The organism is Klenkia soli, from assembly GCF_900103975.1.
Lineage (GTDB): Bacteria > Actinomycetota > Actinomycetes > Mycobacteriales > Geodermatophilaceae > Klenkia > Klenkia soli.
Map to the genome: position 1 here is coordinate 207,270 of NZ_FNIR01000001.1, position 20,860 is coordinate 228,129.

A 20,860-nucleotide genomic window follows, 5' to 3' on the forward strand; every position below is an offset into this window, starting at 1 on the left:
GGTGTTCCCGGTGCGCTCCCCCCGGGGTGGGCCACTACCCTCGCCGGGTGACCAGCGCCGCCGGACCGCCGCCCCCGGAGGGCCAGACCCCCGACGCCGCGGCGTACGCGGACACCTTCGCCGCCGAGTCACCCGAGCTGGCCCAGGCCCGGCACCGTGCCACGGCCGCCGTCGGCGCCCTGGGCACGGTGGCCCCGGTCGAACCGGCCGTCGGCGCCACCCTCGCCGTGCTCGCCGCCGGGGTGGGGGCCCGCTCGGTGGTGACCATCGGCGGTGGTGGCGGCGTGGCCGGCCTGTGGCTGCTGCAGGGCATGCGGTCCGACGGCGTGCTCACCGCGCTGGACGCCGACCCCACCGAGCTGCGCGCGGCCCGCCGCACCTTCACCGACGCCGGGCTGCCCAGCGGCCGCACCCGGCTGATCTTCGGCACCGTCGGCGAGGTCCTGCCGCGGTTGTCCCCGGGCGCCTACGACCTGGTCTGCTGCGCCGGCCCGCCGGCCGAGTACAGCAAGCAGCTGCCCGCCCTCCTCGGCCTCGTCCGGGCCGGCGGCTCGCTGGTGCTGCACGGCATCAGCGCCTCGGCCGTGGGCGACCGGTCCCAGCGCGACCCGCAGACCGTGGCCTGGCGCGAGCTGGTGCGCGCCGTGAAGGACGACGAGGAGCTCGTCCGCGCGGTCATCCCGGTCGGCGCCGGCCTGCTCGTGGCCACCAAGCGCAGCTAGCCGAAGGCGTACCGGGCGACCGGGCTCCACGGGCCGCCCTCGTAGCGCCACAGACCCAGGCCGACCGACGGCACCGCGTACGGGGTGAACCCGGCGGCGAGGTCGGCGTGCAGGGCCCGCGCCGCGGCGGGTGCGACCTTGTTCTGCACGGTGACGTGCGGGTGCTTCCACTGCGCGTCCTGCCGGGTCAGCCACGGTGCCCAGGCCCGGGCCAGCGCCGTCCGCAGGTCGGTGACGTCGTCCGAGTGCAGGTCGAACGCCACTCCCCCGCCCAGGGACCGCACCCCGGACACCTCCACCTCGAAGCCCGGCCGGTCGGCCGCCGTCCCCAGGTCGTCGCGGACGGCGGCGAGGTGCTCGCCGGGCACGGCGTGGAACAGCGTGACGTGCGCCTGCAGGTGGTTGCGGTCGGCCGGGAAGTGCCGGTCGCGCAACGCGTCGAACCGCTGCTGGGCCCCGTCGGCCAGCAGCAGCGTGACGACCAGGGGCTGGGTCAATCCACGATGGCGCGGGCGCCCTTGCCGAGCACGGTCACACCGCCGGCGCTCACGTGGTAGCGGGACCGGTCGGCCTCGTGGTCGACGCCGATGCGGGCGAACGGCGGGACGACGACGTTCTTGTCCAGGATCGCCCGCCGGACGACGGCGCCCTCGCCGATGTGCACGCCGTCCATCAGCACGCTGTCCTCGACGCTGCTGGAGCCGTCGACCCGCACCCCGGGGCTGACCACCGAGCCGCGCACCGATCCGCCGGCGATGATCACCCCGGCGCTGACCATCGAGTCCTCGGCGCGGCCGCCGAGCACGAACTTGGCCGGCGGCAGCTGCGGGGGCAGCGTGTAGATCGGCCAGCGGTCGTTGTAGAGGTTGAACACCGGCGAGACCGAGCGCAGGTCCATGTGCGCGTCGTAGTAGCTGTCCATCGTCCCCACGTCGCGCCAGTAGCCGTGGTCGCGCTCGGTGGCGCCGGGGACGACGTTGGTGGAGAAGTCGTAGACCCAGGCCTCGCCCTTGTCGGCCAGCATCGGCATGATCGAGCCGCCCATGTCGTGCACCGACGAGTCGTCCTCGGCGTCGGCCCGCAGCGCCTCGAGCAGGGCCTCGGTGGTGAACACGTAGTTGCCCATGGAGGCGAAGCTCTCCTCGGGCGAGTCGGGCAGGCCGGGCGGGTCGGCCGGCTTCTCGAGGAAGCTCTTGACCTTGCCCTCGGCGGTGGCGTCGATGACGCCGAACTCGGTGGCCTCGTGCCGCGGCACGCGCAGCCCGGCCACGGTCACGCCGGCACCGGTCTGCAGGTGCTGGTCGATCATCTGCGAGGGGTCCATGCGGTAGACGTGGTCGGCCCCGAAGACGACGACGATCTCGGGCCGGGCGTCGTGGATCAGGTTCAGCGACTGGAAGATCGCGTCGGCGCTGCCGGTGAACCACCGCGGGCCCAGGCGCTGCTGCGCCGGCACCGGGGTGACGTAGTTGCCCAGCAGGCTGCTCATCCGCCACGTGGTGGTGATGTGCCGGTCGAGGGAGTGGCTCTTGTACTGGGTGAGCACCGCGATCTGCCGGATCTCGGCGTTCACCAGGTTGGACAGCACGAAGTCGATCAACCGGTAGTTGCCGCCGAAGGGGACCGCGGGCTTGGCCCGGTCCTGGGTCAGCGGTGAGAGACGCTTGCCCTCTCCACCTGCGAGGACGATGCCGAGGACCCGCGGACCAGCACGCATGTGGTGAAGATAACGGCTGGACCCGTTCAGCGCGCAGCCGGTGCCATGCTGTCCCGGTGAAGCTCAGTCGTGCCCTCCCCCGCAGCGCCGCGATCGAGGCGGCCCGCCGGGCCGCCGACCTCGCCGTGGCCCGGTGCCTGGCCGACCTGCGGGCCGCCGTCGGGCATCCCGAGGCGCTGGTCGTGTTCCGCCTGCAGCGGGCCGGCGACGCCCTGGGGCTGTCCGGGGTGGACGTCGTCGTCGACGGCCGGGCCCGCACGCTGACCCCGGTCGGCGAGCATCTCGCCGAGTGGACCGCCCTCTACGGCGACCTCCTCGAGAGCGTCGGCCGCTGGACCGGCACCCCCTGCCCCGAGGGCCTCGTCGTCGCCCTGCGCCGCGGCAGCACCGACCTGGTCGGCTACCCGGGCGAGCACTGCGACCACTGGGACGGCGGCCCCGACCTCGCCGTCGAGCACCCGACCCCGGACCCCTTCGCCACCCTGGTGGAGCCACCGTTCCCCGAGTGCTGCGCCGGGCACCGGGTGCACGCCGCGCTCGAGTCCCTGGGCGCCCCGGTCCCCAGCGTCCGCGGCGACTTCGACTGCGACGACCCGCAGGACTGAATCCGCGGCCACCCCCGCCCTGGCCGTGACCCGGCCCACTAGGTTCTGCTCCATGCGCGTGGGAGTCGTCACCAGGGAATGGCCGCCGGACGTCTACGGAGGGGCCGGCGTGCACGTCGAGCACCTGGTCGCCGCCCTGCGCGGCCTCGACGACGGGCCCGAGCTCGACGTGCACTGCTTCGGCGGGCCGCGCGACGACGCCACCGCGCACGCCGTCCCCGCCGGGCTGGCCGAGGCCAACGGTGCGCTGCAGGCCGTCGGCGTGGACGTCGAGATCGCCGCGGCGCTGGCCGGCGTCGACCTCGTGCACTCCCACACCTGGTACGCCAACCACGCCGGCCAGCTGGCCTCCCTGGTGCACGGCGTCCCCCACGTGGTGACCGCGCACTCCCTCGAGCCGCGCCGGCCGTGGAAGGCCGAGCAGCTCGGCGGCGGCTACCGGCTGTCGAGCTGGGTCGAGCGCACCGCCTACCTCGCCGCCGACGCCGTGGTCGCGGTCAGCAACGGCATGCGCACCGACGTCCTCGACGCCTATCCCGAGCTGGACCCGGCGAAGGTGCTGGTCGTCGGCAACGGCGTCGACGCGCAGGCGTACCGGCCGATCCACGACGACGACGTCGTGCGCTCGGTGGGCGTCGACCCCGACCGGCCGTACGCGCTGTTCGTCGGCCGCATCACCCGGCAAAAGGGCCTGGTGCACCTGCTGGCCGCCGCCGAGCAGCTGCCCCCCGAGGCCGGCCTGGTGCTCTGCGCCGGCGCCGCCGACACCCCCGCCGAGCGCCAGCAGGTCGCCGAGGCCGTGGTCGAGCTGCAGCGCCGCCGCACCGGGGTGGTCTGGATCGAGGAGATGCTGCCGCGCGAGAAGCTCGTGCCGCTGATCACCGGCGCCACGGTGTTCGTCGTCCCGTCGGTGTACGAGCCCCTGGGCATCGTCAACCTCGAGGCCGCCGCGTGCGGCACCGCCGTCGTCGCCTCGGCCGTGGGCGGCATCCCCGAGGTCGTCGCCGACGGCCGCACCGGTCTGCTGGTGCCCTACGACGAGGCCGACCCGGCCGCGTTCGCCGCGGGGCTGGCGGCCCGGATGTCCGAGCTGCTGGCCGACCCCGACCGCGCCGCCGGCATGGGTGCCGCCGGCCGCGACCGGGTGCTCGCCGAGTTCGGCTGGCCGGCCATCGCCGAGCAGACCGTCGCCGTCTACCAGCGCGTGCTGGCCGCCCGCGGCTAGACCAGCGCCGTCCCGATCAACCCCTTGCGCGTCACGAGGGCCGCCAGGCCGTCCTCGTCGAGGTCGGCGGTGCCCTCGGGACGCCGCGGCAGCACCATGTAGCGGGACTCCGCGGAGGCGTCCCAGACGGCGATCCGGGTGGCGGCGGGCAGGGCGACCCCGAACTCGGCGAGCACCGACCGCGGGTCCCGGACGACGCGTGAGCGGTAGGCCTCGGACTTGTACCAGCTCGGCGAGGGCCCCAGCAGCGCGATCGGGTAGCAGCTGCACAGCGTGCAGACCAGCACGTGGTGCTCGTCGGGCCCGTTGGCGACGACCTTGAGCCGCTGCTCCTGCAGCCCGCCGGCCATGGACAGCCCGACCTCGGGGAGCGCGGCGTTCGCGTCGGCCAGCAGCCGGTCGCGGAAGCCGGGGTCCACCCAGGCCCGGGCGACGACGCGGGCGCCGTTGGCCGGGGTGCCGCCGGCGGCGAACTCGTCGATGCGGGTGTCGATCTCGCCGTCGGACAGCAGGCCCCGGGACTCCAGCAGCGCCTCGACGTGCCGGACCCGGGCCGAGATCGGCGAGCTGCCGTGGTCGTCGCTCATGCCGGAACCTCCAGGTGGTCGTGCCACAGCTCGACGGTGACCGTGTGGTCGCCCGTGCCGAAGAGGTCCGCCGCGGTGAACCGCACGTGGTAGACCGGCTGCGGCTGCACCTCCAGGCCCCGCGCCCGGTCGTCGGCCAGCGGGTGCGAGCCCGCGACCTGCACGACGGTGCCCCAGGCGCCGCGGGCGTAGCGGGGCAGCCGGGTGTGCCCGACCGGGTCGACGGTGCGGGTGCGGACCCGGTCACCGGGCGCGAACGCGGTCACGGCGCCAGCTCCTCGGGCGTGGCCACGCCCTTCTCGGCCAGCAGCGTGGTGATCGCGGCGAACCAGCGCTCGTAGTAGGAGGAGCCCAGGAACTGCGCCACCGGCAGCCGCTCCTGGGCGTCGCGGAACTCGTCCAGGTTGTAGATGCCGCGCTTGATCAGCGCTCCGTTGAGGGCGAAGACGTGCGCCTCCCAGTCCTCGTGGAAGCGCGGCTCGTCGGGCTCCTCGACGATCGCGGGGAACCCGGCCATGCCACCGACGTCGTTGATCCGGCTCACCGGACCGTCCTACCACGGGACGCCAGGGCGGCCGGCCGTTGTTGCACCCGGCATGGACGTCGTCGGACTCTCCCTGCTCGACCGCACCCGCACCCGGGTGGGCAGCACCGACGCCGACGCGATCGGGCACACCGTGCAGCGGGCGCAGCGCGCCGAGGCGCTGGGCTACGACCGGTTCTGGGTCGCCGAGCACCACGGCGTGCCCGGGGTCGCCGGCTCGGCCCCGGCGGTGCTGCTCGCCGTCCTCGCCGGGGCGACGTCCCGCATCCGGCTGGGCTCGGCCGGCGTCATGCTGCCGCACCATCAGCCGCTGGTGGTGGCCGAGCAGTTCGCCACCCTGGCCGCGGTCGCGCCGGGCCGGGTCGACCTCGGGGTGGGCCGCTCCCCCGGGTTCACCGCGCCGGTGCGCCGGGCGCTGCGCCAGCGCGACCCCGACGCCGGCACCGACTTCGCCGCCGACGTCGCCGAGCTGCGGGCGCACCTCGAGGGAGCCGCCGAGATCACCGCGCACCCCCGGCCGGCTGCACCGGTGCCGCTGTTCGTGCTGGCCACCGGCCAGGGGCTGGACGTCGCGGCCCGGCTCGGGCTGCCGGTCGTCGTCGGCGGGCCGGTGCTGCGCGACCCCGACGCCCTGGACCGCTACCGGCAGGCCTTCGTGCCCTCGGCCGCGCAGGCGCAGCCCTGGGTGGCCGTGTCGCTGGACGTGCTGGTGGCCGACACCGCGGCGGCCGCCGCGGAGCTGGCGCTGCCCGAGGCGTGGGCGATGGCGCAGGCCCGGACGACGGGCACGTTCCCGCCCCTGCAGCCGGTGGACTCGATCCGCGGGATGACGGCGACCCAGCGGCGCTACGTCGAGCAGTCCTCGGCGGTCACCGGCACGCCGGCGCAGGTGGCCGACGAGCTGGGCGGGCTGCTCGCGCGGACCGGCGCGGCCGAGCTGGTCGCCTCGTCCAGCACCCACGACCGGGGCGCGCTGGCCGAGTCCGACGCCGCGCTGGCCGAGCTGTTCAGCGGCGCAGCGTCGCCCGTGCCCGGCTGAGCCCGGCGCCGTCGGGGGCCCGCAGCACGGGGATGCCGCCCAGCCGGTCGACGACCGGTCCGCCCACGGCCACGTCGCGCAGCAGGATCTCGGCGACCCGGTCGGGGTGCGCCCGCGCGAACTCCTCGTACAGCGCCGGGTCGTGCTCGCCGGTGTCGCCGACCAGCGTCCAGTCCACGCCCGGCATGTCCTGCGCCAGCCGCAGCAGCGAGCTGCGCTTGTGGGCCTGGCCGTCGCGGAACCAGCGGTCGGGCTGCAGACCCCAGTCGGTGAGCAGCAGCGCACCGGGCGGGAAGCCGTTGCGCTCGAGGAACGCGGCCAGCGGGCCGATCAGGTTCCACGGCCCGTTGGACAGGTAGAGCACCGGCACGTGCTCCTGACCCGCGGTGATCTCGCGCAGCAGGTCGGCCATGCCGGGCACCGCGCGCCGGTTGCGGCTGCGCTGCACGAAGGTGCGGTAGGCCGCCCGCAGCGGGTGGGCGATGTCGGTGACCAGCAGGGTGTCGTCGATGTCGCAGACCACGCCGCGGTGCGCGTCGGTCGAGGCCAGGTGCGCCGGCGCGGACGCCGTCCGCCGTCCGGTCCGCAGGTGCACGGGCACGCTGGGCCGACCCTCCAGGGGGCGGTCGACCTCGAGGACGGCGTCCACCAGGCCGTCCTCGTCGCTGGTGAGGCGCTGCCGCACCCCGGCCACCTCGACGTCCACGCCGGTGCGCGGTGCCTCCAGGGTGAGGAAGCGCTGCCACCCGGGGATCCGCAGCCGGGACTCCGGGTGCGTGCCGGCCGGGGCCAGCAGCACCCGCCCGAGCACGCGGACCCGCCCGCCGCTGCCGTAGCCGGGGTAGGCGATGGCCACCGGCAGCCAGCCGAAGGCCCGCGCGACCCGGGAGCCGAGGTCGCGCAGACCGGTCTCGAACCGGTAGGCCACCGTGATCGCGCGGCTCACCGGCAGAACTCCTCGACGGCCACGGCGAACGCCTCGGGGCTGGAGAAGTTCAGGCCGTGCGCCGCACCGGGCAGCACCTGCAGGCGGCCCTGCGGCAGCACGCCGGCGAGGTCCTCGCACCACTGCTGCCCGGCGACCGGGTCGCGGCTGCCGCGCAGCACCAGGGCGGGGACGTCGACGTCGCCCATCGCCCGTTCCTCGGGTCGGCGCAGCGCGTGCCGGAGCACCGCCACCATCGTCAACGGCCCGGCCCGCAGGTAGTCGACGACGGCGACGAGCAGCAACCCGGGCCGCTCGCGGGGGGCGTCGAGCAGCAACCGCCAGGCCTGGGCCACCCAGGTCGGCGCGCTGGGGTCGCGGGTGGGCCCGACGAGCACCAGGTGCCGCACCCGGTCGGGGCGGGCCAGCACCGCGGCGGCGGCCACCTGGGCGCCGAGCGAGTGCCCCACCAGGTCGACCTCGTCGAGCCCGACGGCGTCCATCCACCGGGTGAGCGCGACGGCCAGCCCGGGGACACCCAGGGTGCGTCCACGACCACGGGTGCGGCCGTACCCGGGCAGGTCGGGCGCGAGCGTGCGCCGACCGCGGCCGAGGATGCGCAGTGCCGGCACCATGGACCGGCCCGACATGCCCAGCCCGTGCACCAGTACCAGCGGCCGACCGCCGCTGCCGGACTCCCGGTGGTGCATGCGCACGGTCCGACGCCGGCCCAGGTCGACGGGGGTCCACACGTCGTCCGGCACCTGCGCACCGTATGTCCTCCTACCGTGGGCGGCATGGCGCGCGTCGTGGTGGTGGGGGCCGGGCTCGGCGGACTGGCTGCCGCGGCCCGGCTGGCGACCGCCGGGCACGCGGTCACCGTGCTCGAGCAGGCGCCGGAGGTCGGCGGGAAGCTGGGCTGGTTCGCCCGCGACGGGCACGGCTTCGACACCGGGCCCTCCCTGGTCACCCTCCCCCAGGTCTTCCGCGACCTGTTCGCCGCCACCGGGGCGCCGCTGGACGACGTCCTGGACTTCGTGCGGCTCGACCCGGCGGTCGACTACCGCTTCGCCGACGGCACCGGCTTGTCGGTGCCCGGGCACCTGGACGGCGTGCGGGCCGCCCTGGGCCCGGAGTGGTCGGCCCTCCTGGACCGGGCGGCCGAGATCTGGCGGGTCACCGAGCAGCCCTTCCTGCGGTCCCCGCTGCAGGGCGCCCGCACGCTGGCCCGGCTGGCCCGGTCGGTGGACGACGTCCGCACCGTCGCCCCGTGGTCGTCGCTGCGCGGGATGGGCGCTGCGTACCTGACCGACCCGCACCTGCGCATGCTGCTGGACCGGTACGCCACCTACTCCGGCTCCGACCCCCGCCGGGCCCCGGCCGCCCTGGCCACCGTGCCCTGGGTGGAGCAGGCCTTCGGCTCCTGGTACGTCCGCGGCGGGCTGCGGCGGCTGGCCCTCGCCGTCGCCGACCGGGCGGTCGAGCGGGGGGCGGAGATCCGCACGTCGACCCCGGTGACCCGGGTGCTCGTCGAGGGCGGTCGGACGACGGGCGTGCAGCTGGCCGACGGCGAGCGGGTCCCCGCCGACGTGGTGGTCGTCAACGCCGACGCCACCGCCCTCTACGACCGGCTCCTCCCCCGCGACGCCCCGGTGCGCCGCGCCCGGGCGACGCTGGCCCGGGCGACGCCGTCCTCCTCGGGGTTCGTGCTGCTGCTGGCGCTGCGCGGCCGCACGCCGGACCTCGCCCACCACACCGTGCTGTTCCCCGACGACTACGACGCCGAGTTCGACGGCCTGTTCACCGACCCCCGGCCGCTGGCGGACCCGACGGTGTACATCAGCGCGCCCGACGACCCGGCCACCCGACCGGACGACGGCGAGTCCTGGTTCGTGCTGGTCAACGCCCCGCGGCACGAACCCGGGCGCGGGGTGGACTGGGACGCGCCCGGCCTGGCCGACGCCTACGCCGACCGGGTGCTCGCCGTCCTGGCCCGCCGCGGACTCGACGTCCGCGACCGGGTCCGCTGGCGCGAGGTCCGCACCCCGGCCGACCTGGCGCGGGCGACCGGCAGCGTGGGCGGTTCGATCTACGGGACGTCGTCCAACGGCGCCCGCGCGGCCTTCCTCCGCCCGGCGAACGCCTCCCCGCTCCCGGGGCTGCACCTGGTCGGCGGCAGCGCCCACCCCGGCGGCGGGCTGCCCCTGGTGGCCCTCAGCGCGGAGATCGTGGCGGGGCTCGTCGGCCCGGCCTAGCTGCGCGCGGCCCCCACGCCGAGCACGGCCGCCAGGCCCAGCGCGCTGCGTGGTGCGTAGGGGGTCCGCCACAGCCCGCCGTGCGCGGCGGCGTGCGCCTCGTCCTGCCAGGGCTCGTCCTGGTCCGGCCCGCCGCCGGTGTGCAGGTCGTGCACCAGCAACGCCGCCATGAGCACGTTGGACGTCGCCGGGTCGAAGACCTCGACGCCGAACCGGTGGGCACCGGCGTAGGCCGCGGCCAGCGCCCGGTTCTTCAGCACCGACCGGGTGCGGGTGGGAGGTGCCACGTTCATCGAGACCGTCGTCCCGGCCGCGCGGGCCGTGGTCGCCCGCCAGCGCTGCAGCCGCTTGGCCAGCGCGTAGTTGGGCCCCTGCTGCGGCACCAGGCTGTCGGCGATGCCCGGCCCGTCGGCGTCGCGCGGGTACGCCCGCTGCAGCAGCCGACCGCCGGACACCGTGCGCAGCGGACGGCCCAGCAGCTTCGCCGCGCGCCCCCGGCCGGCGTAGGCGGCCACCGAGGCCGCCACCGCCTCCTCGGGCACGACGAACACGTCGGTCGGGGTCGCCAGGAACGCCATCTCCAGGTCGGGCCGCTGGCCCTGCAGCCGGAGCGTCAGGACGTCGACCGCCGCGGACACCCGGACGTTGACCGCGCCGTCGGCGTAGACGTAGTTGCCCAGCACGGGGACGCCGTCCAGACCGCCGAGCCAGTCGGCGACCGCCGGCACCTCGCCGATCAGGTCGGCCCCGCGGGCGCCGTCGCGGGTGGGCACCAGCACGGTGCCCGCGCCACGCCGGGCGGTGTCGAGCACGCGGTCCCACAGCGGCGGCCGGGGCAGGTCGACCGCGGCCACCGTGGCGCCCCAGCGCAGCAGCGCGGTGAGCGGGCCCATCTCGGCGCCGGCGCCGAGCACGGCGACGGTGCGGCCGGGCAGCGCCAGCCACTCGGGGTGCGCGGCGACGGTCTCGACGGCGGTGGCGCAGCTGGGCTCCACGACGCCCCGGTCCACCCAGTCGGCGAGCTGGGCCGACAGCTCGGCCCCGCGCAGCCGCCGGCCGCGGAAGGGCAGGGTGAGCTCCCGCTCGGGCTCGGCCGTGCCGGTCACCGTCTCCGTGCCCAGGGCGCCGGCCGGCGCGGCGTGCCGCAGCACGTCCAACCCGACCTCGGCGCCGTCGACCACCACGCGCAGCTGCCGGTGCACCGACTCCAGGCCGGCGGCGGCGACCTGCCGCGCGGCCGTGCGGGACCCCAGACCGACCTCGGTGGTCCGCCGGACGTGCGGCAGGTAGCCCGAGCGCCAGTTCGTCTCCCGCTCCGCGGCCCGCGCACCGGTCGGGTCCACCTCCCGGAGCGCGTCGGCCACCACGGTGCGGCCGACCGCAGCGGTGCTGCGGCGCCCGTCGGGTCCGGCGGGGAAGACGACGCCGTGCTGCTGCTCGGTCACCGGGCGAGCATGCCCGACTCCAGCCAGCGGAGCAGGGTCCGGACGGCGAAGCCCGTGCCGCCCTTGACCGTCTCGCCGTGGTCGGCGGCGGCGCGCGCGGGTCCCGCGATGTCCAGGTGCGCCCACGGCAGGCTGCCCGCGAAGGGCTGCAGGAACAGCGCCGCGGTGGTGGCCCCCGGGTTGCCCGGGGCGTTGGTGGCGTCGGCGACCGGGCTGTCCAGCTGGGCGCGCAGGTGGGCCACGTGCTCCTCGGCCAGCGGCATGCGCCACCACGCCTCGCCGGCCGCCCCGCCTGCGGCGAGCAGCCCGGCGGCGAGGTCGTCGTCGGTGGCGTAGAGGGCCCCGGTGCGGGCGCCCAGCGCGGTGCGGGCCGCCCCGGTGAGGGTGGCGACGTCGACCAGCACGTCCGCGCCGAGTGCGAGCCGGGCGTGGGCGAGGGCGTCGGCGAGCACCAGCCGGCCCTCGGCGTCGGTGTTGCGGACCTCCGTGGTGCGACCGCCGACGTGGGTCAGCACGTCTCCGGGCCGGTAGGCCGACCCCGAGACCGCGTTCTCGGCCAGCGGCGCGAGGGCGGTCACCCGCACCGGCAGGCCCAGCCGGGCCACCGCGTCGACCACGGCCAGGACGGCGGCGGCCCCGGCCATGTCGGTGTGCATGTGCCGCATGCCGGTGGTGGGCTTGATCGAGATGCCGCCGGTGTCGAAGGTGATGCCCTTGCCGACGAGCACCACGTGCCGACCTCCCGCGTCGGCCGGGGTGTGCTCGGCGACCACCAGCCGCGGCGGGCTGTCCGAGCCCCCGCCGACCGCGAGCAGCCCGCCGAAGCCGCCGGCGCGCAGCTGCCGGGGCCCCAGGACGGTCGTGGTGACCCGCTCGTGCTCGGCCAGGCGGGCCCGGGCGGCCTCGGCCAGCCAGGCCGGGTCGGCGGTGTCCGGCGGGGTGGCCACGAGGTCACGGGCCCAGGTGACGGCGGCCGCGGTGACCAGCCCGCGGTGCAGGGCGTCGACGGCGGCCGGTCCGGCACCGGGCACCACCAGCGCCACCCGCTGCAGCCGCGGCGGGTGCGGGGAGGAGCTCTGCCGGAAGCGGTGACCGGCCAGCAGCGCCGCCTCGGCGGCGACCCGGACCAGCTCGGGGCCGGCACCGGCGGGCAGCGGCAGCACCAACCGGGTCGCTCCGTGCTCGGCCAGCGTCTGCGCGCGCCGCACGGCGATCGCGACGTAGCTGCGGACGTGGGCCGGGGTCGCGTCGCCGACCCCCACCGCGACGAGGGACCGCGGACGCCGGCCGGGGACCGGCAGGTTGGTGATGCCGCCGGGCTTGCCGCCGTTGCCGGTGTCGGCGAGCGCACCGGCGATCCACTCCGGGTCCAGGTCGGCCGCCCCCAACCAGCCCGGGAGGGCGCCCCGGGCACCGACCGGCACCGCGAGGACGTCGTGCTCGGTGAGCTCCGGGAGCGCGGTGGCCAGCTTCACCCGGGGCTGGGGGGGCCGAGGACCCCCCGGGAGCGGCAGCGGCCCCGGTCACCGGCGTGCTGCCGGCGGCCGGGGCCGTCTGTCCTGCTGCGCGGCCGCCCGGGGGCAGGTCCGCGGAGCTGGTCAGCTGATCGCGCCCTGGAGCGCTTCGGAGAGCGCCGCCGCCTCGTCGGCCGACAGCTCGACGACCAGTCGGCCACCGCCCTCCAGCGGGACGCGCATGACCAGGCCGCGGCCCTCCTTGGTGACCTCGAGGGGACCTTCACCCGTACGCGGCTTCATGGCCGCCATGCGTGCCTCCTTCACCGGCCACCCGCGCCCCCGTGGTGGGTCGCGGTGTGGCTGTCCGTCCATTGCAGAACCAGAGCTACCCGTCATTCTCCCGCATGCCGGTCGCAGCACCAACATGAGCCCTCAACCGCCGCGGTGGGCACCGGCCCGGAAGCAGGTCGCCACGTGGTCGTCGACCATGCCGGTGGCCTGCATCAGCGCGTGGGCGGTGGTCGGCCCGACGAAGGCGAACCCGCGCTTCTTCAGGTCCTTCGCCAGCGCGGTCGACTCCGGGGTGGTGGCGGGGACGTCGGCGAGCGTGGCCGGGTTGGGGCGCGGTGGCGGGGCGTAGGACCACAGCAGCTCGGACAGCCCCTGCGGCAGCTGCTGCGCGGCCCGGGCGTTGCGCCGGGCCGCCTCGATCTTGGCCCGGTTGCGCACGATGCCGGCGTCGGCCATCAGCCGCTCGACGTCGGCCTCGGTGAAGTCGGCGACCGCGTCGATCGAGAACCCGGCGAACGCGACCCGGAACGCCGGCCGCTTGCGCAGGATGGTGATCCACGAGAGCCCGCTCTGGAACGCCTCCAGGCACAGCCGCTCGAACAGGGCGTCGTCGCCGTGCAGGGGCACCCCCCACTCCTCGTCGTGGTAGGCGACGTAGTCGGGGGTGCTGGTCGCCCAGCCGCAGCGCTCCGGTTCCACGGCCGCGAAGCTAGCGCGCGCTCACTCCGGCCGGCTGAACAGCCAGGCCGAGACCGCCAGCAGCAACCCGCCCACGCCGGCCACCACGACGACGTCCAGCCACACGGGGACGGTCCACGAGCCCCACCGCAGCGCGACCTCGGCGGCCGCTGCGTCGCCGCCGTCCACCACCGACAGGACGACGCGGCGGACGGCGTCCACCCCGTAGGTGATCGGGTTGACCAGCGCGAGCCCGTGCAGCCAGGCCGGCAACGCCCCGGTCACCGGGAAGAACGCCCCCGACAGGAACATCAGCGGGGCGAGCAGCAGCTGCACCCGGGGCATGACGGTCTGGATCTGGTCGGCCCGGACGGCGATGAGCAGCCCCAGCGACGTGAGCGTGAAGGCCACCACGAACAGCAGCACGAACACCGTGAGCAGCATCAGCGGGTCGTAGGGCACCCCGACCGTGCCGGCCAGCGCGAGCAGCACGAGCGCCTGCAGGCTGGCCACGGTCGCCCCGCCCAGGGCCTTGCCCAGCACGATCGACGTCCGGCTGACCGGGGCGACCAGCATCTCGCGCAGGAACCCCAGCTCGCGGTCCCAGACGATCGAGATGGCCGAGAACACCGCGGTGAACATGACCGAGGTGGCCAGCACGCCGGGGAACAGGAAGGTCGAGTAGTCGGTGCCGCCGAAGGTGCCGGCGCCGATGCTCGCGCCCAGGCCCTTGCCCAGCACGAACAGGAACAGCAGCGGCTGGGCGAAGGAGGAGATGATCCGGCCGCGGTCGGTGCGGAAGCGGATCAGCTCGCGCTGCCAGACCACCTTCACCGCGCGAAGCTCGTGCCGGGGGCCGCGGGCCGCCACCCGGACCGGGGCGACGGTGGCGGTCATCGCCGTCCTCCCGTCCCGCCGGGGGTGGCCTGCCGGTCGGCGAGGCGGGCCCCCGTGTAGGCGAGGAACACGTCGTCCAGGCTGGGCCGGGTCACGTTCACCGAGCGGACGGCGAGCCCGAGCTCGAACAACCGGGGCACGAACTGCTCGCCGTCGGGGGTCAGCACGACCAGCGCACCCTTCTCGCGGACCGTCTCCACGCCGAGCCGCTCCCGGACCACGGCCTCCGCCGCGTCGTCGTCCGCGGTGGTGATCCGGACCCGGTCGTGCCCGACGCTGGCCTTGAGCGCGGCCGGGGAGTCCAGGGCGCCGACCCGACCACCGTCCACGATCGCGATCCGGTCGCAGCGCTCGGCCTCGTCCATGTAGTGCGTGGTGAGGAACACGGTGATGTCCTCGGCGGCGCGCAGCCGGTCGACGTAGTCCCACAGCGAGGCCCGCGACTCCGGGTCCAGGCCGATGGTCGGCTCGTCGAGGAAGAGCACGCGCGGGGAGTGCATCAGCCCGCGGGCGATCTCCAGCCGGCGCTTCATGCCGCCGGAGAAGGTGTTCACCACCGCGGACCGGCGATCGGTCAGGCCGACCATGTCCAGCACGGTGTCCAGCCGGGTGCCGACCACGGCCCGGTCCATGCCGTAGATCTCGGCGTGGAAGCGCAGGTTCTGCTCGGCGGTGAGGTGGCCGTCCAGCGTCGTCTCCTGGAAGACCAGGCCGATGTGCCGGCGGACGTCGTCCCGCTGCTCGACGACGTCGAAGCCGGCCACCCGGGCCGAGCCGCCGGTGGGCCGGACCAGGGTGCAGAGGATCTTGATGGTGGTGGACTTGCCGGCGCCGTTCGGGCCCAGGAACCCGAACAGCTCGCCGGCCGGGACGTCGAGGTCGATGCCGCGCACGGCCTCGACGTCGGGGCGTTTCTTGGTGCCGGGGTAGGTCTTCACCAGACCGCGGACCTGCACCGCGGGAGACGGGTCGACGACGACCTCACCCGGGCGGGTCCCCAACGCTGTCAGAGGCATGCCGGGCAGGGTTCTCTAACAGCGTTAGGGTGTCAAGCATGCCGCTGACTCGGGACGACGTCGTGCGCACCGCCGTCGAGGTGCTCGACGAGCGCGGCCTGGCCGGGCTGACCCTGCGCGGCCTGGCGACCCGCCTCGGGGTCAGCGCGCCGACGCTGTACTGGCACGTGACCGACAAGCGCCACCTGCTCGACCTGGTCGCCGAGCACGTGCTGGCCGAGCTGCCCGCCCGCCGAGCACCGGCCGAGGGCGAGCCGGTGCTGGACTGGCTGGCCGAGGGCATCCGCGTCCGCCGCGCCGCTCTGCTGACCCACCGGGACAGCGCGCTGGTGGTCGCCGGCAACCGGCCCACCGAGGACGCCCTGCCCGAGATCGAGCAGACCCTCGCCGTCCTCGTCGGGGCCGGGTTGGCGGCCGGGGAGGCCGTGCAGGTGCTGACGGCGCTGGGCTCGTTCCTGCTCGGCGATGTGCTCGAGACCCAGGCCGCGCTGGACCGCCCGAGCCCCGAGCACCGACCCGCGCCCACCGCGTACCCGCACCTGCTGGCCGCCGCCGCGGACTTCGGCGACGACGAGGACCGCTTCGAGGTCGGGCTGACCCTGATGCTCGACGGCCTGCGGGGCCGGTTGGCCTCCCGCGCTGCGTCCGGGGGCGCGCCGAACTAGCGTTCGCCGTCGTGCGCATCCTCGTCACCGGTGGGGCCGGCTTCATCGGCTCCCACGTCGTCGCCGCCCACCTCGACGCCGGGCACGAGGTGCGGGTCCTCGACGCACTGCTGCCCGCCGTCCACCCGGTCTACCCCGACGGCCCGCCCGGGCTCGAGGGCGTGGAGCTGGTGGTCGGCGACGTGCGCGACCCCGACGTGGTGGACCAGGTGCTGCGCGGCGTCGACGCGGTGAACCACCAGGCCGCGATGGTCGGGTTGGGCATCGACGTCCAGGACATGCCGCGCTACGCCGGCATCAACGACCTGGGGACGGCGGTGCTGCTGGCCGCGATGGCCCGCGCCGGGATCGGGCAGCTGGTGTTCGCCAGCTCGATGGTGGTCTACGGCGAGGGCCGGTACGAGTGCGCCGAGCACGGCGTGGTGGCCGCCGCCCCCCGCCGGAGGACCGACCTGGACGCCGGCGTGTTCGACCCGCCCTGCCCGGTGTGCGGGCGCCAGCTGGCCTGGGGCCGGGTCGGCGAGGAGACCCCGCCGGACCCTCGCAACACCTACGCCGCGACCAAGCTGGCGCAGGAGCACCTGTCCTCGGCGTGGGCCCGCTCGACCGGCGGCACCGCGGTCGGGCTGAGGTACCACAACGTCTACGGCCCGCGGATGCCGCGCGACACCTTCTACGCCGGCGTGGCCTCGATCTTCCGGTCCTCGCTCGAGGGCGGGCGCGCTCCGCAGGTCTACGAGGACGGCGGCCAGATGCGCGACTTCGTGCACGTCACCGATGTCGCCCAGGCCAACCTGCGGGCGTGGGAGAACCCGCCCGAGGAGTCCACGCTGCGCACCTACAACGTGGCCAGCGGCACCCCGCACACGGTGGGTGACATGGCCGCCGCGCTGGCCGACGCCTTCGGCGGCCCGGACGCCGAGGTCACCGGCCAGTACCGCATCGGCGACGTCCGGCACGTGGTGGCCAGCCCCGCCCGCGCGCAGCACGAGCTCGGCTACGCGGCCGCGGTGGCCTTCGAGGACGGCATGCGCGAGTTCGCCACCGCCCCGCTCCGGGCCGCCCCGCAGCAGCCTTGACCCGGCGACGGCGTTTCCGCGGAAACGCCGTCGTGCGGTTCTGTCGGCACCCTGTGCCATCGTTCGATCAGGTGTTCGAACACGATGGAAGGGTGGCCGCCGATGCCGACCACAGCAGCACCAGGACACGGCCTCGACGGGGTCTTCGTGCCCCCGACGAACGACGGGGAGGACCACCCGTCGGACGACGCCCTCCCGTTGCCCCAGCTGGCCGCGCGGCTGTGCGCCGGCGCGGTGGCCATCTCCGCCGCGACGGCGGCCTGGCTGGCGCTGGTGGCCGAGTTCGACCGACGGCGGGGTTGGGTGGTGCCCGGGGTGACGTCGTGCGCCCAGTGGCTGTCGTGGCAGTGCGGCATCAGCCCGGGCACCGCCCGCGACCACGTCCGGCTCGCCCGGGCCCTGCCTGCCCTCCCCGGCATCACCGAGCAGCTCAGGTCGGGGCAGATCTCCTTCGCCAAGGCCCGGGCCATCGTCCGCGTCGCGAAACCCGACACCGAGGAGGTGCTGCTGCGCGTGGCCGAGCACTGCACAGCGGCCCAGCTGGAGAAGGTGGTGGCCGGCTGGCGCCGGTCCGACGCGGTCCAGACCGAGCAGGCGCGCGCCCGGAGCGAGGTCGCCGAGCAGGAGGCGCGGTCGGCCGCTCTCGCCGAGGGTGCCTCGGAGGAGGCCGCCACGGTGGTCGGCCGTGAAGCCGCAGCCGCCGTGTGGCTCACCGCCTGGCCCGACGGCGCCGACCCCGGTGCCCAGGCGCCCCGGTGGGAGCAGCGCTTCGACTGGCACGACGAGGGCGACGGCAGCGTGACCCTGCGCATCCGCCTGTCCGCCGAGGACGCCGCCGAGGTGGTCGCGGCGGTCGAGCACCGCGCCGAGGTGCTCACCCGGCGTGAGCGCGTCGCCCGCGGGCGACGCGACGGGGACGACGAGCCGGTGGACGACGAGCCGGTGGCCGACTGGGCGGAGTGGGTCGCCGGCGGCGACCTGTCCGCCGATCGTGCGGCCGGTCGCGGTCTCGAGGTCGCCGCGGCCCGCCGGGCCCGGGTCACCGTCGCCCGGACCACCGCGCTGGTCGACACGGTCCGCGCCGGCGTCGGGGCCGTCGACACCCGGGCCGGCGACCCGGCCCGCCGGGAGGTGGTCGTCCGGGTCGACGCCGCGGTCCTGGCCGACGACGCCGCGGCCGGGCAGGCCGCGCTCGACGGGGTCGCGGCCCTCAGCCCGGCCCAGGCACGCCGGCTGGCCTGCGACGCGGCGCTCACCGTCGTCCTGGTGGAGGGCGAGCAGGTGCTGGCGTGCGGCCGCACCCGCAGGTTCGCCACGACCGCGCAACGCCGCTCGCTGCTGATGCGCGACGGCGGGTGTGCCCGACCCGGCTGCGTCGAGACCCGCCCCGAGCGTCTGCACGCCCACCACCTGGTCGCCTGGTCGGCCGGCGGTCGCACCGACGTCGACAACCTGGTGCTGCTCTGCGACCGCTGCCACGGCATGGTCCACGACCTGGACCTGACGGTGCGGCGCACACCGGGCGGACGGCTGGCGGCATGGACCCCCGACGGCACGCCCGCCTGGACCGTGACCGAGCCGGGCGGTGCAGCGCCGGAGCCGCCGCCCACCGATGGTCTGCCACCCGCCTGGCGGGCCAACGGTGAGCGGCTCGGCATCCGCTACGCCCTCGGTGTCCTGCTCGACAACCGGGCCGCCCTCCGCCGCCGCCTGCAGGACACCCAGGCCGTCCCCGAGGTCGCCTGACGGCGGTCCCGGACGTCGTCAGTCCAGCTGCAGGGGCTCCAGGCCAAGCAGTGGAGCCTGGGCCAGCACCGCTCCGTCGGCGTCGAGGGCCACCGCGCCCTGCAGTCCGTCGGGTGCGGGCCCGACGTAGGCGGGACCGGTGAGCTGCCGGGTGTCGATGACCGCTCCCCCGGCACCGGTCAGCTGCACGGTCGCCGTCCCGGCCGGCGGGACGACGACGAGCTGGCTGCCCAGCGAGGCCCCGTCGTCGAGCCTGCGCAGTTCGCAGCGGACCGCCACCACCCAGTCGTCCACCGTCGCGCCGGCCGGCAGGATGGCCTGGCCGCACGGTCCCACCACGGAGGAGAACTCCCCGACGTCGTCCTGCCCGTAGCCCATGCCGACCACCAGGACGGTGGCACCCGAGGGCAGCCCGACGGTCACCACCGCAGCCTCGGCCGGCTGGATCCGGTTGCCGATCGGCCCGCCCCAGAGGACGCCCACCGGCACTCCGTCGCCGTCGAGTCCCAGCCGCTCGAGGACGCCCCGGACCAGCTCGCGGACGAGGTCCGGGTCCGGATCGCCGGGTGCCCCGTCCAACCCGGCACCGAGGTCCGGCTCGACGTCCTGCGTCGTGGAACCCGACCCTCCACCAGCGACCTCCTGGGGGACCCCGTCGCGGGTCACCCGCACACCGAACGTCGCCCGGTCGAGGGACGCGACGTCGACGACCGCCGTGCCGTCCGGCTCGCCGACGGTCTCGTACGGCGCGCGGACGATCTCGCCCGAGGCGGCGATCTCCTGCCGCGGGGACACCTCGACCACGTCACCCGGTGCTGCCACGACGACGAGCGCCCCGGCGTCGTCGACGAAGCGGAGGAACGCCTGCGGCTGTCCGTCGGCCACGGGGACCGGCTCGGCGATCGGCGTGAGCTCCTGGGCGGTCGCCCCGGGCGGGCCACCGAGCCACTGCCCGGTGCGGGCGCCGTCCAGCCAGCCGGTGACGAGGGCCATGACGCCGTCGGGGACATCGGCGGCGAACACCACCTGGCGCGTGTCAGGTGCCGGCTGCGGCCCCACCGAGGCCGGCCACCAGTCCCGCGCGAGGAGTCCGTCGACGTACCCGGCGTCCTCGGCCAGGTTCCCCCGTGGCTCGATCGGGTAGCGCTCGAACGCGCCCTGCACGGGGGCCTGCGAGCTGTCGCCGCCGTCCGCGCCGCCGGTCACCGTGACGCCCACCGGGACGGCGACGGCCACCAGCACCGCGGCCACGCCGGCGACCAGTGCCGCGCGACGGCGGTGCACCGACCGGCGGTGGCCGGCGAGGACGTCGTCCAGGAGTCCGGTCGGGGCGGCGTCGATCTCGGCGGCCCGGGCCGAGAGCCCGGTGCGCAGCTGCTTCTCGAGGTCCATGTCAGCGCTCTCCTGCGGTCTCCGCCGGTTCGGCCAGCTGCGCACGCAGCCGGCCCAGCCCGCGGGTGGTGTGGGTCTTGACGGTGTTGACCGAGCAGCCGAGCACCTCGGCGGTCCCGGCCTCGGAGAGGTCCTCCCAGTAGCGCAGCACCAGCACCGCCCGCATGCGGGGCGGCAGTGCGGCGAGCGCGGTGACCAGCCGGTCGCGCTCACCCAGGTCGGGGGCCTCGTCGGCCGCGGTCTGCAGCAGCGGCGTGGTCGACAGGAACTCCGCGATCCGCACGCGACGGCGCCACCCGGCGTGGGTGGTCACCAGCACGCGTCGGACGAACGCCGACGGGTCCTCGCGGTTGGTCAGCCGTCCCCAGTGCCGGTAGGTCTTGACCAGGGCCGTCTGCAGCAGGTCCTCGGCGTGGCCGCGGTCGCCGGTGAGCAGGTAGGCCGTGCGCAGCAGGGCCGTCGAGCGGTCGGACACGAAGGCCGCGAACTCGTCGTCGGTGGCGGTCATGCGGGGCGTAGTGGTGGATGCACACCACTAGGACGTCGTCCGGTCACGGTCGGGGGTGACCCCGTTA

At 75.9% G+C, this 20,860-nt stretch carries 23 protein-coding genes; 8 read left to right on the forward strand and 15 right to left on the reverse strand.

Translation table 11 applies throughout. The features are described 5' to 3' along the window. Nucleotides 1-47: 47 nt before the first annotated feature. Nucleotides 48-722 carry an O-methyltransferase gene (locus BLS67_RS01065; protein ID WP_091238105.1) on the forward strand — a complete coding sequence of 225 codons (675 nt, stop codon included), beginning with the start codon at nt 48-50 and terminating at the stop codon, nt 720-722. On the opposite strand, the gene BLS67_RS01070 is transcribed toward BLS67_RS01065, so the two are convergent. Next, a complete protein-coding gene (locus tag BLS67_RS01070; RefSeq protein WP_091238109.1) occupies nt 719-1,219 on the reverse strand; it encodes a 2'-5' RNA ligase family protein in 501 nt (166 codons plus the stop codon). The two genes, BLS67_RS01065 and BLS67_RS01070, sit on opposite strands and share 4 nt — an antisense overlap. Next, nucleotides 1,216-2,439, reverse strand: coding sequence for a glucose-1-phosphate adenylyltransferase (gene glgC / locus BLS67_RS01075; protein ID WP_091238113.1), 1,224 nt, complete (start codon nt 2,437-2,439; stop codon nt 1,216-1,218). Before glgC ends, BLS67_RS01070 begins: the two co-directional genes overlap by 4 nt. Nucleotides 2,440-2,495: 56 nt before the next feature. On the opposite strand from glgC, the gene BLS67_RS01080 reads away from it, so the two are divergent. Together BLS67_RS01080 and glgA are read left to right on the forward strand one after the other, a co-directional pair. Continuing rightward, complete coding sequence (locus tag BLS67_RS01080) at nt 2,496-3,044, forward strand: hypothetical protein (RefSeq protein WP_091238117.1); 549 nt, start codon at nt 2,496-2,498, stop codon at nt 3,042-3,044. A gap of 52 nt (nt 3,045-3,096) precedes the next feature. Then, nucleotides 3,097-4,269 carry a glycogen synthase gene (gene glgA / locus BLS67_RS01085; RefSeq protein ID WP_091238120.1) on the forward strand — a complete coding sequence of 391 codons (1,173 nt, stop codon included), beginning with the start codon at nt 3,097-3,099 and terminating at the stop codon, nt 4,267-4,269. Here the strand turns inward: glgA and BLS67_RS01090 are convergent. From BLS67_RS01090 to BLS67_RS24885, 3 genes are read right to left on the reverse strand one after another with little or no spacing between them, the layout of a single operon-like run. After that, nucleotides 4,266-4,856 carry a nitrile hydratase subunit alpha gene (locus BLS67_RS01090; protein WP_091238124.1) on the reverse strand — a complete coding sequence of 197 codons (591 nt, stop codon included), beginning with the start codon at nt 4,854-4,856 and terminating at the stop codon, nt 4,266-4,268. The two genes, glgA and BLS67_RS01090, sit on opposite strands and share 4 nt — an antisense overlap. Beyond that, nucleotides 4,853-5,122, reverse strand: a complete 270-nt coding sequence (locus BLS67_RS24880; RefSeq protein ID WP_341350139.1) for an SH3-like domain-containing protein — start codon at nt 5,120-5,122, stop codon at nt 4,853-4,855. The genes BLS67_RS01090 and BLS67_RS24880 overlap by 4 nt, the downstream gene beginning before the upstream one ends. Then, entirely contained in the window at nt 5,119-5,400 is a 282-nt protein-coding gene (locus BLS67_RS24885) for an SH3-like domain-containing protein (RefSeq protein WP_091238127.1), read from the reverse strand. Before BLS67_RS24885 ends, BLS67_RS24880 begins: the two co-directional genes overlap by 4 nt. A 52-nt stretch (nt 5,401-5,452) precedes the next feature. On the opposite strand from BLS67_RS24885, the gene BLS67_RS01105 reads away from it, so the two are divergent. After that, nucleotides 5,453-6,439 carry an MsnO8 family LLM class oxidoreductase gene (locus BLS67_RS01105; protein ID WP_091238131.1) on the forward strand — a complete coding sequence of 329 codons (987 nt, stop codon included), beginning with the start codon at nt 5,453-5,455 and terminating at the stop codon, nt 6,437-6,439. Here the strand turns inward: BLS67_RS01105 and BLS67_RS01110 are convergent. Then, nucleotides 6,408-7,385 (reverse strand): App1 family protein, encoded by a 978-nt coding sequence (locus BLS67_RS01110; RefSeq protein WP_091238134.1) that lies wholly within the window; start codon nt 7,383-7,385, stop codon nt 6,408-6,410. The genes BLS67_RS01105 and BLS67_RS01110 overlap by 32 nt on opposite strands. Then, nucleotides 7,382-8,128 (reverse strand): alpha/beta fold hydrolase, encoded by a 747-nt coding sequence (locus tag BLS67_RS01115; RefSeq protein ID WP_091238137.1) that lies wholly within the window; start codon nt 8,126-8,128, stop codon nt 7,382-7,384. Before BLS67_RS01115 ends, BLS67_RS01110 begins: the two co-directional genes overlap by 4 nt. Before the next feature lie 33 nt (nt 8,129-8,161). Between BLS67_RS01115 and BLS67_RS01120 the strand changes: the two genes are divergently transcribed. Beyond that, nucleotides 8,162-9,619, forward strand: coding sequence for a phytoene desaturase family protein (locus BLS67_RS01120; RefSeq protein WP_091239162.1), 1,458 nt, complete (start codon nt 8,162-8,164; stop codon nt 9,617-9,619). On the opposite strand, the gene BLS67_RS01125 is transcribed toward BLS67_RS01120, so the two are convergent. From BLS67_RS01125 to BLS67_RS01150, 6 genes are all read right to left on the reverse strand, one after another. Continuing rightward, a complete protein-coding gene (locus BLS67_RS01125) occupies nt 9,616-11,064 on the reverse strand; it encodes a hypothetical protein (RefSeq protein ID WP_091238140.1) in 1,449 nt (482 codons plus the stop codon). The two genes, BLS67_RS01120 and BLS67_RS01125, sit on opposite strands and share 4 nt — an antisense overlap. Continuing rightward, nucleotides 11,061-12,539 (reverse strand): leucyl aminopeptidase family protein, encoded by a 1,479-nt coding sequence (locus BLS67_RS01130; RefSeq protein ID WP_242653695.1) that lies wholly within the window; start codon nt 12,537-12,539, stop codon nt 11,061-11,063. Before BLS67_RS01130 ends, BLS67_RS01125 begins: the two co-directional genes overlap by 4 nt. 123 nt (nt 12,540-12,662) lie before the next feature. Then, nucleotides 12,663-12,830 carry a DUF3117 domain-containing protein gene (locus BLS67_RS01135; protein WP_082522773.1) on the reverse strand — a complete coding sequence of 56 codons (168 nt, stop codon included), beginning with the start codon at nt 12,828-12,830 and terminating at the stop codon, nt 12,663-12,665. A 123-nt stretch (nt 12,831-12,953) separates the two neighbouring features. Continuing rightward, complete coding sequence (locus tag BLS67_RS01140) at nt 12,954-13,511, reverse strand: DNA-3-methyladenine glycosylase I (RefSeq protein ID WP_091238143.1); 558 nt, start codon at nt 13,509-13,511, stop codon at nt 12,954-12,956. Nucleotides 13,512-13,532: 21 nt separating this feature from the next. Beyond that, complete coding sequence (locus BLS67_RS01145; RefSeq protein WP_091238146.1) at nt 13,533-14,387, reverse strand: ABC transporter permease; 855 nt, start codon at nt 14,385-14,387, stop codon at nt 13,533-13,535. After that, nucleotides 14,384-15,403: an ATP-binding cassette domain-containing protein gene (locus tag BLS67_RS01150; RefSeq protein ID WP_091238149.1), complete on the reverse strand. Its 1,020-nt coding sequence runs from the start codon at nt 15,401-15,403 to the stop codon at nt 14,384-14,386. The genes BLS67_RS01145 and BLS67_RS01150 overlap by 4 nt, the downstream gene beginning before the upstream one ends. Nucleotides 15,404-15,441: 38 nt before the next feature. Between BLS67_RS01150 and BLS67_RS01155 the strand changes: the two genes are divergently transcribed. From BLS67_RS01155 to BLS67_RS01165, 3 genes are all read left to right on the forward strand, one after another. Beyond that, complete coding sequence (locus BLS67_RS01155; RefSeq protein ID WP_091238152.1) at nt 15,442-16,068, forward strand: TetR/AcrR family transcriptional regulator C-terminal domain-containing protein; 627 nt, start codon at nt 15,442-15,444, stop codon at nt 16,066-16,068. Nucleotides 16,069-16,079: 11 nt separating this feature from the next. Next, entirely contained in the window at nt 16,080-17,147 is a 1,068-nt protein-coding gene (locus BLS67_RS01160; protein ID WP_091238155.1) for an NAD-dependent epimerase/dehydratase family protein, read from the forward strand. Between the two features lie 102 nt (nt 17,148-17,249). Continuing rightward, nucleotides 17,250-18,893, forward strand: a complete 1,644-nt coding sequence (locus BLS67_RS01165; RefSeq protein WP_165617425.1) for an HNH endonuclease signature motif containing protein — start codon at nt 17,250-17,252, stop codon at nt 18,891-18,893. An 18-nt stretch (nt 18,894-18,911) separates the two neighbouring features. Here BLS67_RS01165 and BLS67_RS01170 read toward each other — a convergent pair whose 3' ends face one another. Together BLS67_RS01170 and BLS67_RS01175 are read right to left on the reverse strand one after the other, a co-directional pair. After that, a complete protein-coding gene (locus BLS67_RS01170; RefSeq protein WP_091238161.1) occupies nt 18,912-20,285 on the reverse strand; it encodes a hypothetical protein in 1,374 nt (457 codons plus the stop codon). A gap of 1 nt (nt 20,286) precedes the next feature. Continuing rightward, nucleotides 20,287-20,793: a SigE family RNA polymerase sigma factor gene (locus tag BLS67_RS01175; protein WP_091238164.1), complete on the reverse strand. Its 507-nt coding sequence runs from the start codon at nt 20,791-20,793 to the stop codon at nt 20,287-20,289. Between the last annotated feature and the right edge of the window lie 67 nt (nt 20,794-20,860).

Coding starts and splice junctions, on each gene's coding strand:
- BLS67_RS01105 (WP_091238131.1), top strand. CDS start 5,453: ATGGACGTCGTCGGACTCTCCCTGCTCGACCGCACCCGCACCCGGGTG.
- BLS67_RS01170 (WP_091238161.1), bottom strand. CDS start 20,285: ATGGACCTCGAGAAGCAGCTGCGCACCGGGCTCTCGGCCCGGGCCGCC.
- BLS67_RS01120 (WP_091239162.1), top strand. CDS start 8,162: ATGGCGCGCGTCGTGGTGGTGGGGGCCGGGCTCGGCGGACTGGCTGCC.
- BLS67_RS01135 (WP_082522773.1), bottom strand. CDS start 12,830: ATGGCGGCCATGAAGCCGCGTACGGGTGAAGGTCCCCTCGAGGTCACC.
- BLS67_RS01175 (WP_091238164.1), bottom strand. CDS start 20,793: ATGACCGCCACCGACGACGAGTTCGCGGCCTTCGTGTCCGACCGCTCG.
- BLS67_RS01155 (WP_091238152.1), top strand. CDS start 15,442: ATGCCGCTGACTCGGGACGACGTCGTGCGCACCGCCGTCGAGGTGCTC.
- BLS67_RS01145 (WP_091238146.1), bottom strand. CDS start 14,387: ATGACCGCCACCGTCGCCCCGGTCCGGGTGGCGGCCCGCGGCCCCCGG.
- BLS67_RS01150 (WP_091238149.1), bottom strand. CDS start 15,403: ATGCCTCTGACAGCGTTGGGGACCCGCCCGGGTGAGGTCGTCGTCGAC.
- BLS67_RS01090 (WP_091238124.1), bottom strand. CDS start 4,856: ATGAGCGACGACCACGGCAGCTCGCCGATCTCGGCCCGGGTCCGGCAC.
- glgA (WP_091238120.1), top strand. CDS start 3,097: ATGCGCGTGGGAGTCGTCACCAGGGAATGGCCGCCGGACGTCTACGGA.
- BLS67_RS01165 (WP_165617425.1), top strand. CDS start 17,250: ATGCCGACCACAGCAGCACCAGGACACGGCCTCGACGGGGTCTTCGTG.
- glgC (WP_091238113.1), bottom strand. CDS start 2,439: ATGCGTGCTGGTCCGCGGGTCCTCGGCATCGTCCTCGCAGGTGGAGAG.